This window comes from Gelidibacter gilvus (assembly GCF_004115975.1).
GTDB classification, from domain to species: domain Bacteria; phylum Bacteroidota; class Bacteroidia; order Flavobacteriales; family Flavobacteriaceae; genus Gelidibacter; species Gelidibacter gilvus.
On the sequence record NZ_SDDZ01000023.1, the window covers coordinates 1 to 11,941 of the forward strand.

Here is an 11,941-nt window from a genome sequence, read left to right on the forward strand (position 1 = left end):
TCCGAATATCAAAATGAGTACGGCATTATTTCTACGCAACTGCAAGCTGGCAAGTTGAGCATTAAAGTTTTTTCCAACGAAAATCCGTTAAACGGATTTATGCAAACTGAAGCCGATTTAGAAGATGTATATTTCTCAACATTACAAAAACTACAATAAGATGCTATCTCATTTAATTTTATTCGAATGGAAATTTTTTGGTCGTAAAATTTCATTTTATGTGATGCTATTATCTTTTCTTGGATTTGGGGTATTAGTTGGAACTTCTGCGGGAATTACATTTCCAAATATCAAATATAATTCCCCTTATGTCATCAATTTTATATTAGGATTATTTTCATTGGTAAGTCTTTTTCCCATTGTAATAATGGCTTCACAAAGCTTATTAAGAGAAAAGGATAATCATTTTGAACAGATATTGTATGCGACACCAATAACAATCAGAAACTATTTTGTTAGCCGGTTTTTATTGGTTTTTGTAATGGCTGTGTTTACATTTTTTCTATTTCTTATTGGGTATATCCTTGGACATTTAATAAAAATGGACAATAGCGAAAATTTGGGGGTTTTTCATTTGAATTATTATCTAAATTCTTTTTTAGTTATTGTACTTCCCAACATCTTTTTATGTACCGCTATCGTTTGTTGCACTGCTTGGTATAGCAAAAATAAAATCTCTATTTATTTAAGTGGATTAGGCATTTACGTGTTGTATATGGTGGGTTCTATTTTTTCAAATTCGCCTTTATTTGCTGGTGCTTCGCCTGTTTCTGATAGTGCAATGAGCCTATCAGCAAAGTTAGACCCATTCGGAATGGTTGCGTTTTTTGAACAAACTCGATATTGGACAGCATTAGAAAAAAACACAATGGTTTTGCAACTTTCAGGAAATTTGTTGTTCAATAGAATTGCGATTATTTTATTGGCTCTTGCATTTTTATATGCCTCATTTAAACTGTTCAAATTTAAAGTCTCAAACAAGCAAAAAAAGAAAGTTGAAAACGTAGATGAATTAGCTAATAGAAAATATGTTTTTAGCAAAACAGCAACAAAACCACAAGGAAAAAAATATTTCATCTCAACAATTGTATCTTTTTTAAAAATAGATTTAAAATCAACCCTGAAAAGTATTCCATTTGTATTATTGATTATCATAACCCTCTTTGTAGTTGGTATGGAAATATATGGAGCAATAGAAGGAGGTATTCGATTACCACAAAATTTCGTTACCACAACTTTAATGGTCAATACGATTTTGGCAACAATTCCATTCCTATTGTTATTGGCAATGCTTTTTTATGGAAGTGAATTGGTTTGGAAAAGTAAAAGCGTCAATTTTTTATGCATCGAGAATTCAACACCATTTTCAAATTCGGCTTTGTTCATTTCAAAATTTGTTACAGTATTAATTATTTCGTTGATTTTGATATTTTCGTGTATTGTTTTAGGAATAGTATTTCAAATCTTATATCAGTATCCAATTATTGATTGGAGTTCTTATTTATCATTATTTTATTTTGTTGGCTTCCCTGCAGCGCTTTGTGGTCTTCTTATTATTGCGTTTCAATATATTATTAAATACAAATACATTGCACTTTCTGTTTCTGCCGTCTTTTTGGTTTTGACAAATTCATCTTTAGGCAAAGCGTTCGGGTTTAAATATCCATTTTCCCGATTTGCCAATTTTATGCCCGATATTTTAAGTGATATCAATGGTTTCGGTTATTTTCCAAAAGCATTTTTGGTAAATATGTTGTATAGTTTGTCTTTTGCGATACTACTTTCAGTCCTGGCCATTCTTTTCTTTAACAAATCGGTTTTAAAGACAAAATGGAAATCAATGACTTTTATGATTTTACCACTTTCAGTAATGATTTTTTCTGGAATTTATATTGATAAAAGTAGTAACACAACTTCTAAAGAAACTCAACTTAATTGGCAACAGCATTATGAAGAAAAATACAAAGTCTATAAAAACAAACCGCAACCAAGCATTACCGATGTAAAAACAAAAATCGACTTATTCCCAAAGGAAAATAGTTATAACGTGCAAGGAACATACGTTTTAGTCAACAAAACGCCATCTGCAATTTCAGAAATCTTAATAGCTACATCAAATGATATCACTTGGAATTCGATTGTTTCATCAGATTTAACTTTGGTAAAAAAAGATGAAAAATTTGGACAGTATTTGTTTCAAACAAAACAACAAATGTTACCGAACGACAGCATTTCGATTAGTTTCAATTTTGAATATAAAATTGAACCTTTAAAAGGGCATCAATCATTTAACGCCATTGTGGACAATGGTGCCTTTATGCGAATTAGTAATTACTTTCCCTTAATTGGTTATAATTTCGAAAATGAAATTGAAGACAAAGAAGAAAGGAATAAACGAAAAATGCCATTGCAAGATGCGCTTACAAGAGTAGATGCACCGTTGGCAAATCCGTATAATTATGAATTCATAAATCTTGATGCTACTGTTTCAACTTCAATAGACCAAACAGCAATTTCGATTGGAGAATTAGTAAAAAAATATTCGAAGAACAATCGAAATTATTTTCATTATAAAGCTGATAAAATTCCGTTCAGATTTGCAGTTTCATCCGCAAAATATGCTATTCAAAAATCGAGCTATAATGATAATGCTATCGAAGTTTTTTACGAACCCAAGCACCATCAAAATATTTCGCATTTAATCAATAGCATAAAAAAAACATTGCAATATTGTGAAACAAATTTTGGAAAATATCCTTACAAAACAATTCGATTTGCTGAAATAAGTTCTTTTACAAGAGGTTTTGCAGCAACTGCTTATCCTGCAACCATTTTTATCAATGAGACACAATTTCATTCAAATTTATCAGAAGGCGAAGGGCACGATGTTATCAATGAATTGGCAGGTCACGAATTGTCGCACGAGTGGTGGGGAAATGCAATGCTAAAACCCGATTATAGAGAAGGAAGTGGTGTTCTTACAGAAACATTGGCACAATACACGCAATTGATGCTCTTCAAAAATGAATATGGCAAAGCAAAAATGTTAGAAATGGTCAACCTATATAAAAATATGTATGAAAGCGAAAAAGCTTTTAGTGGAGAAGAGGCTTTATATAACTCAAATCCAACTAACGCAAATGTCATATACAACAAAGGTCTGGTAAAAATGTATGAATTGTATTTGTTGATTGGCGAAGAGAAAATTAATTTGGCCTTAGAAGGTTTATTAAGCAAACATAAATTTCCGTTGCAACCAGCAACAACTCTGGACTTGATTGAAGAATTGAAAATGGTTACCAAAGAAGAAGACTACAAGAAACTTGATGACATCTTTAAGGATTGAAAAAACGTCGGAATCAAGTCAGACGTGAAAAACATAACGTGCGGAAAGGAAAAACGACGCACAACAAAGTACTGTGCTAAAAAACAAGTAAAAATGTATTAATTTTCAACTAAAGTACTTCTATGAGCCCCATCATATACCAATCCCGATTTGGCTATGGCAAAGGCCTGTTTTAAGAGCTTGTTGCACACTGCTATCAACGCCAGTTTTTTGCTCTTCCCCTTTGCTACTATTCGTTCATAAATTTCCCTACATGCTTTGTTGTATTTGCAGGCTGTAAAGCTGCACATGAACAATAAATTTCGAAGTTTTTGATTGCCCATTTTACTGATCCTGCTACGTCCATTTACACTGCTGCCACTCTTTCTGATCACTGGTGTCAGCCCGGCATAACTGCACAGCTCACTTCCGCTAGTAAAACGCTCGAACCCATCGGTGAGAACCACCAACATCAATGCTGTTTTGTTCCCGACCCCAGGTATGCTCTTTAGGCGCGTAAGGACTCCTTGGTGTACTTGTTTGACCATTACCAACAGTTCTTTTTCCAAGGCCATTAATTCTATCTGGACGTGTTTCAGACTTCGTTTCAAGGACCTCAAAACTGATTTACTTGGATCTCCAAGGACCTTCTCGCCATGTAACTTATTTTTCAGCATGGTGCTCTGTTTTGTATATACAGAAAGGAGCCTGGTCATCTGGAGACACTCTGTCTGATGCTTGGAATTTCCTTTCCAAAGTTTCACTTCGACCTGTTCTGCATACTCGCAGATAAGTTTGGAATCGCTCTTGTCGGTCTTGATCTTCGAAAGCTTCATCTGTATGAGCCGCTTTACCGACAGAGGATTTTCAACGGATACCTTGATGCCTGATTCCAGTAGAAAATACGCCAGCTGGTAATGGTAATAACCTGTTGCCTCCATCACGCAATGACTATTGAAATCCAAAAGTTTTTCAAACTTCTTAAAGCCCATGGGAGTGTTCTTGAACTGATGATAATTGCCATTGGAGTCTGTGACATCGAAAACCAGATGGCTGATGTCTATTCCAAAATATTTGATATCTTTATTCATAAGAAAATGATTTTTGAAAGGACGAACTACGCGAGTTTCAACGACTTAAAATCGAGGTCCAAAGCCTCATAGAACTGTACGAAATCTGTGTAGAAAAGAGAGGGGATTTTCAATGTTGACGAAGTCTAGGCTTCTGCGTATATATTAACCTTATTCCTCTCTTTTGTCTTTTCTTGATTATGCTTAAATTTAATGAATTGTAAACTTAAGACGTATATAAAAAATTGCTGGTAAGAGCTTAATTCATTGGCTTTTTCATATATTTAAGGTCTGTGCTAATCCGAAAGGTTCGTGATTATCTACACGCAACTTTTCATATACAAAACCGTTGTGCTAAATTTGAAAAATGAAATCCGAATATATATATAAACTACTATTATTGACCTTAATACTGTCTTCGAGTTGTATTTCGACTAATAAATTGATTCGTAATAGTTCAACAGAAGTATCTGAATTTAAGGAAAGTAAACTTAATGGGATATACAGTAACGTAAATAAAATGTTTGACGGAAATAACCTATGGTTCGCTCTAACTAAACACAAAGAATCGGACAACTCAAATGTCAAAATAACGCTATTGAAAGAACAAATACTAAACATTAAACTTATTAGACAAGATTCGATTTTAGAGGAATATAATCTTTACGGAAAGATAAAAAATCAATACTTCTCAATTGACCGAGATTTGAAACTTATACCATTTTATCCTATTTATTACATTCATGACGAACAGAAAACAATTTTGGGAAATGATAAAGATGGAAATTTAATTTTGGTTAACGGATTCAAGAGTGAAGGAGCAATTCTATTTTTTGGAAACGGAAACCATGGGATATATGAACATAAATTTGAAAAAATAAAAAACTAAGCACAACAGTGGTAATCGTTGCACAACCCCATAAATTCATAAAAACAGAACGCATTTAAGCCCTTTTTAGGGCTTTTTTATTTTTATTTTGGAGGTTTAGATAAATTCCGGATGACTTAAATTCAAGTTGATTAAGTTCTGATGCGCCCTTATTTTATTAAATAAAAGAGCAAGTGCTTTAGCACCACTTTTTGTCAGTTTTTGTGTGAACTTCAAGTACTTTTTAAGGTTATAGGCCATGGCAGACAAGTGCATGACCTTGTTTGCCTGCGCTATACCTATCGTGTTTATCTTTCTCAGTCCCATGAACTGCGTCAGTGTACCAAAAACGGGTTCTACGGTGCTTTGACGTTTGCCCTTAATGTACCTGCCCCGCGGGCTGTTTACCCGTTCAATATTGCGCTCATACTCTTCCCTGAAGTACGTGACCGAGAACTTCTTTTCTTTGGCCGTCCTGCCCAGGCAACTCGCCTTTATGGGGCAGTCCCGACATTGATATGTAGAACCGCGGTACTCCTTTTTTAAGGTTTTGGTTCGGGTGTCGCTGAAGACCTTCTTAAAGGGAATAATCTCACCCTGGGGACAGACATAGTGATCCTGGTCTTCATTATATTCAAAACCATCCGGCCCACCTTTATAGGTGCCGTGCGGCGGTATAAAACTTTCCAGATTGATCTGCTCCAGAAATTCATAGTTCTCACCGCTGCTATAGCCTGTATCGGCCACACAGTTCCGCCATATCAATCCCGCTTGGTTCAATCGTGGCTTTAAGCGTCCAACAATATCCTGTAAATATTGATTGTCCTTTTTATCGGCATGGTAGGCATGGATATCCGTGATGACATGATGGCCCGTGTCCACGCAGAGCTGGCTCAGGTAATTGAGCTTTCTCGCTTTTCCGGGCTTGACGCTGATGCGCGCATCGGGATCAGTGGGGATATAATGCGTTTTGTTGCTAGTGTACTTACTACCCTTGTTGCCTGCTCCCTGACGCTGATCCTGATCTTTTGCCCACTTCTTGTTACGGCTCTTTATTGCTCCCAGTTCTTGTTTGCTGGCACTGATGGTCTGCAGCTCCTTGCTGGCCTTGTTCTCTTTGCTCTTTCGTATTGGCGTCTCTTTATCCATTGCGCTGATGTGCCGAATCTTCAACAAATGTGCGGCCAGATCTTCCTCGGGCACTTTTAGTTCCAGACTGTCCATTGAGGCATTGGTCTTTATCGGCGCTGAATCTATGGCCTGCGTATGCCCACTTACCATGCCCTTTTCAATGCACATCTGTAAAACATTGGTAAAGACATCCTCGAATACATCTTCTGGGAAAAGTTGGCGTGTACGGCTGATGGTAGAATGCCAAGGAAGTTCATCTTCCAGATCATAATCTATAAAAAACAGGATATCCAAACGCATACTACAATGTTGGATAAACTTTCTGTCACTGATGATGTTCTCCAGATAACCGACCAAACACAGTTTGAAGAACACGATGGGATCAATGCTTTTTTGACCGGTAGAACCGTAAAAGGGTTCGGTCGCTCTGTACAGAGAGTTTAAATCCAACACACTTTTGAGCTGTCGGTAGAAGTTCTGCTCGGGAACGCGTTCACTCAGTAAAAATCGGGTGAACAACTTCTCTTGATATGTCTTTTTGCCTTGCATATCAACAATTTATGATTTTAATTAACCCATAATCCATTATTCGATTAACTTTATCAACAGAGTTGTGCAACACGCACAGTGTGTATAAGTTATGGCTGTGTCTGTGCCTACTTGGAAATTCCTGCGGGATTTCCACAGGCTCGGTCAATTTTTACTATTTTAGGTGTTTAACCCACGCAACTATTCTTAAAGATAAACGTTACCTGCCATTTGACCAACCAAGATGCCAAATAGAAAAATATTATTCATCATAGCCTTTTTTTGTATTTTAAAGCTGACACTTCATTTGATTGCAGATGCAAATTCTGGATTTCAAGGCGATGAATTATTGCACATAGAAACGGGAAACTATCCAAGTTTGGGATATATGGAATTTCCGCCCGTAATTGGTTGGCTGGCTTTTATCCAAAATCAATTTCATTCCCAATCCGTATTTCTACACCATATCTTTTCGCACATTGCTTCATTATTGATTTTAATACTCATCGCACTTACAACTGTTAAACTGGGCGGTAAAGCAAAAGCGGTTTTTATTGTACTACTTTGCATTTTGACCGCACCAGCTTTCGGCCGAGGACATCAATTATTTCAACCCGTAGTCTTTACTCACTTGTTTTGGCTTTTTTCATTTTATCAATTGGTACGATATGTAATAACCCTTGACAAAAAATATTTACTTTATCTAACAATCGGTGTCAGTTTTGGTTTCCTTACAAAATATGATATACTATTCTTTGTTGCAGGACTTACTGGTTTGCTGTTGAGCAAGCGGACACGCACAGCAATTTTGCAAAAAGATATTTGGAAATACATGCTCTTGTTCCTTGTACTTATAGCCCCAAATGTTTTATGGCAATACAACCAAGGATTTCCAGTACTTGATATGTTCTCACGTCTCTATGAAACCCAATTGGACAAACTGACAATAGTTGGAGTTCTCGAAAGTTTAATTATATCCTTAAATCCATTAACATTATTTTTTTGGGCGGGTGGATTGATTTATATGCTTAGAACAAAAAATAATTTTAGTTATCGCCCAATTGCACTTACAATCGTCATTTCCATAGCACTAATGGCGCTTAATAAAAGCAAAGCATATTATTTTTATCCTGCAATGATTACCTTGATAATCTTCGGGAGTATCTGGTTTGAACAAAAAATCCTGTCAAAACGCCAATGGATTTTATATCCCACAACTGCTATCCTTGTATTATCGGGTATTGTACTGATACCATTTGGGTTAGCCATCCTGCCATTGGATACATTTATAAAATTTGCGGGTATAGAAAAGAAAGACAATCGTTACCAAATAGAATATAAAGAGTATTACTCGAAATCAAAATGGGAAAAAACCATGGAAGGACTTCAAATCGTTTACGATAGCCTACCAATAGACGAGAGAAAGGATTATTTGATTTGGGGCAAACACTATAGTCAAGCAGGAGGAGTAAACCTTTTTAGGGAAAATTACGATTTACCAAAAGCATTTTCATACCACGGGAGTTTCTACCTTTGGACACCAAAAAAAGGCGAATTACCTAAAACAATTATAGCGTTTTCAAACGGAGAGGCTGGAATTGACTTTTTTCAGTCCTTCTTTAATTCGGTTGTGGCGGTAAAGCAAATTTATAATCCGTATGCCGATGACGATAAAGATTTGTGGCAGACCGTTTACATTTGCAAAGACCCAAAATTAAATTTTGAACAGTTGCGGACTGAATTTAAAACAAGGATTTTTGAATAAGCGATGCGAATGAAAACGGCAGGTAAGCCGTGCATAAACCATTGCTGGGTCTGTGCTCATCTGGAAAATTCTTGGAAATTTTACAGCGTAGTTTTGTATCTTTAAGGGTTCGTGCTTTAACACGCAACGGTCCATACACAAAACGTTAGCAGCAACTATAGCAAACCCGAGAAACATTAAACAGACCGACAATGAAACTAAGCATACTTTTATTTCTGAACATTTTCACTCTGTTAATCTCTTGTAATGGACAAACCACAAAACAACAGATTAAAACAGACAACATTGTAAAAGGCGATACTGTAACAGAACTTGGTAAAAGTATAATGGTTATTCATCAAGACAAGAACAATAATTATTGGTTTGGCAGTTGGGAAACAGGAGTGTATAAATACGATGGAAAGACATTGACTAATTACACAACAAAAGACGGTTTGCCAAACAACAGAATTGATGAAATAAAAGAAGATGAATCTGGCAACATATACTTCACCAGTTGTCACCCAAAACCAACTATAGTTAAGTATGACGGAAATACATTCACGACATTATCGCCAGTCTCAAGTAATGATTGGAAACTTAAATCCACAGATATGTGGTTTAGACATTCTTACGAATTTGAGAATAAAGCATATCGGTATGATGGTATTACTTTAAATGAATTGCAGTTACCAAAACCACCCGACATCCCCAATCCTTTTGGAATCTACAGCATTTATAAAGACAAGAAAGGAAACATTTGGTTTGGTACAAACCCTGTTGGGGTTTGTAGATACGATGGAAAATCGTTCGAATGGATTACGGAAGAGGATTTAACAGAATTTCGCAACGAAGGTGCAAACGGAGTGCGTTCGATTACGGAAGACAAAAATGGCGACTTCTGGTTCAATACCGAATATCGATATAGCGTTTATGACAGCGCAACATTAAAAAGCAATAAATTTTACTCAAGACACGAAAGCATAGGTGGTTTAGATGGGAAAAAGGCCAGCAATTTGAACGAGTATCTATCAAGTGCAATAGACAACAATAATAATTTATGGTTTGTGACATATCTTGATGGTGTTTGGAAATATGATGGAGCGAAAGTAAATCACTATCCAGTTCAAGATAATTCAAAAGACATCACATTATTCAGCATTTACAAAGACAACAATGGCGATCTTTGGCTTGGAACACACGAAAATGGAGCATATAAATTTAGCGGACAAACATTTGAGAAATTTAAGCCATTATCAACGAAATAAAAGCAGTTGCTAACAAAGATGTATATAAAAAATATGCGAAACAGTAATAAACTCAAGTCTTTTGGCTCGTATCTAACGTTGTGCTTAACCGAAAATTCAGTGCTTCGTAATCGCCTACTTTTCATATACTAACCGTTGCCAGTAATTGAAAAAGACCCACCCCACAATTAACACAGAAATTGGCAAAAAACAATGAAACGTAGACATTTTATACTAACAACACTTGCAGCTTTGCCTGTGCTTGCGTTTACCAAAGTAAAATCAATAGTTACGATGAGAACAAAAAAAGGATTTAAAGTTAATTCTGGTGAAGCGAGGTTTGGCATTCACTACAAAATGAAAGGTGTTACAATAAACACGTTGGACATTAAAATATCGGGCAAGGACACCGAAAATGATTTAGCCGTTTTTGAGCAAACCGGCTTAACACCAAATGGAGGGCCTCCTTTACACATTCATCCCAACCAAGACGAATGGTTTTATGTGGTTGAGGGCGAATATTTGTTTCAAGTTGGCGAGGATAAATATCAAATGAAAACTGGTGACACGATATTTCTTCCCCGAAATGTTCAACACGCCTTTGTTCAACTCACCGAGAAAGGAAAAATGATTGTTTCTTATCTGCCTGCAGGTAAAATGGAAGAGTTCTTCGCTGTTAAAGACAAGTGGACTTCACCTCCAACGAAAGAAGAAATAGCAAAAGTATTTGCCGACCACGAAATGCAAGTCGTTGGAGCACCGTTAAAAGTTGATTAACTAAATAATAAAGTAGTAGGAACCGCTAACAGTAGATTTTCAATACGTTAACGGTCATATTAACAGACAGCCTATTATGAATTCAGAACTATAAATTGACTTAAATATGAAAACAAAAATTGACCACCCAGGTGTTTATCTTCCGCCTCCACTTTTCTATGTATTGATTTTTTTTATTTCAATTTTCGCACAAAGGCAATTCCCACTTCCAAAGACCTTTTGGGAAACAAATTTTGCTTTTATAGCCGGGACAATATTTGTAATTACTGGTTTAGCTTTTCTACTTCCAGCGTTTGTCAGATTCTTCAAAACAAAAAACACACTTATTACTATTAAACCAGCCAACTCATTACAAACCTCTGGTATCTACGCCATCTCCAGAAATCCAATGTATTTAGGGCTTTTGGCTCTTTATACAGGAATAGCATTTTTTAAAGGCAATTTATGGACCTTTCTATTTATTCCATTTGTCATCTTGGTTGTTACCAAATTCATAATACTAAAAGAAGAGCAATATTTAGGCAGAAATTTCGGAACTGATTATATAGAGTATTGCAAAAAAGTTAGGCGTTGGATTTAGAATAAATTGATACATCTTAATAAAAGTTCAAATGGACTTATATGGACAAAAAAGCAAAAGCATTCCACAGAAAATCGTAATTCATCTTATTGAAATTTTGATTTTATGGCTATCATATTGGATTCTATTTCAAAGTGGCGGAGTTTGGTTTCAAAGACATTTACACATACACAATGCAACTGAAAACATTGATAGAAGAATAATAATTTTCACTTTCAACATCCTAATATTCCTTCGACTTGCATATATGATGATTGTCCTTTTAAAAAGAAAAATACCGTGGGAAGAAAGTGTCAGTGTACCCTTTGCATTTGCTCTGTATTTTATAGGTTATCCTTTATTCGTATTGCCGATTTCTGCACCAATTGATGGACTTGATTATTTTGCGATTGCATTATTTATAATAGGTTGTATCCTGAACAGCGGTGGAGAAATTCAACGGAATAAATGGAAAAAAGAACCTGCAAATAAAGGAAAAATATATACGCAAGGGTTTTTCAAATATTCTCGACATATCAATTATTTTGGAGACATTTTATGGGTATGGAATGTCTAGTTTAGCTGGGACGACTTTTTACGGTCATAAATTATATATTTGAATTATGGCAAAAAAATACAACAATGAATTAAAGCTTACAATAGTAGAGCTATTGCAATCAGGAATGAAAGCA

9 protein-coding genes are annotated in these 11,941 nt (G+C 35.6%); 7 read left to right on the forward strand and 2 right to left on the reverse strand.

Annotated elements, in window-relative coordinates; genetic code table 11:
* The first annotated feature begins 223 nt into the window (after positions 1-223).
* Positions 224-3,346, forward strand: a complete 3,123-nt coding sequence (locus ESZ48_RS18955) for an ABC transporter permease/M1 family aminopeptidase (RefSeq protein WP_223266517.1) — start codon at positions 224-226, stop codon at positions 3,344-3,346.
* A 98-nt stretch (positions 3,347-3,444) separates the two neighbouring features.
* On the opposite strand, the gene ESZ48_RS18960 is transcribed toward ESZ48_RS18955, so the two are convergent.
* Positions 3,445-4,416: an IS110 family RNA-guided transposase gene (locus ESZ48_RS18960; RefSeq protein ID WP_129019080.1), complete on the reverse strand. Its 972-nt coding sequence runs from the start codon at positions 4,414-4,416 to the stop codon at positions 3,445-3,447.
* Between the two features lie 577 nt (positions 4,417-4,993).
* On the opposite strand from ESZ48_RS18960, the gene ESZ48_RS18965 reads away from it, so the two are divergent.
* Positions 4,994-5,284, forward strand: a complete 291-nt coding sequence (locus ESZ48_RS18965; protein WP_129019081.1) for a hypothetical protein — start codon at positions 4,994-4,996, stop codon at positions 5,282-5,284.
* Between the two features lie 96 nt (positions 5,285-5,380).
* Here the strand turns inward: ESZ48_RS18965 and ESZ48_RS18970 are convergent, their stop codons facing one another.
* Complete coding sequence (locus ESZ48_RS18970; protein ID WP_129019082.1) at positions 5,381-6,943, reverse strand: IS1182 family transposase; 1,563 nt, start codon at positions 6,941-6,943, stop codon at positions 5,381-5,383.
* 223 nt (positions 6,944-7,166) lie between these two features.
* Here ESZ48_RS18970 and ESZ48_RS18975 point away from each other — a divergent pair, with 223 nt between their 5' ends.
* The 5 genes from ESZ48_RS18975 to ESZ48_RS18995 all read left to right on the forward strand — a co-directional run bounded on the left by ESZ48_RS18975 (position 7,167) and on the right by ESZ48_RS18995 (position 11,826).
* A complete protein-coding gene (locus tag ESZ48_RS18975; protein ID WP_129019083.1) occupies positions 7,167-8,687 on the forward strand; it encodes an ArnT family glycosyltransferase in 1,521 nt (506 codons plus the stop codon).
* Positions 8,688-8,878: 191 nt separating this feature from the next.
* Positions 8,879-9,934 carry a ligand-binding sensor domain-containing protein gene (locus ESZ48_RS18980; RefSeq protein WP_129019084.1) on the forward strand — a complete coding sequence of 352 codons (1,056 nt, stop codon included), beginning with the start codon at positions 8,879-8,881 and terminating at the stop codon, positions 9,932-9,934.
* Positions 9,935-10,207: 273 nt separating this feature from the next.
* A complete protein-coding gene (locus ESZ48_RS18985) occupies positions 10,208-10,690 on the forward strand; it encodes a cupin domain-containing protein (RefSeq protein ID WP_129019085.1) in 483 nt (160 codons plus the stop codon).
* A gap of 106 nt (positions 10,691-10,796) precedes the next feature.
* Positions 10,797-11,270, forward strand: coding sequence for a methyltransferase family protein (locus ESZ48_RS18990; RefSeq protein ID WP_129019086.1), 474 nt, complete (start codon positions 10,797-10,799; stop codon positions 11,268-11,270).
* A 31-nt stretch (positions 11,271-11,301) separates the two neighbouring features.
* Complete coding sequence (locus tag ESZ48_RS18995; RefSeq protein ID WP_129019087.1) at positions 11,302-11,826, forward strand: DUF1295 domain-containing protein; 525 nt, start codon at positions 11,302-11,304, stop codon at positions 11,824-11,826.
* Positions 11,827-11,941 lie beyond the last annotated feature (115 nt).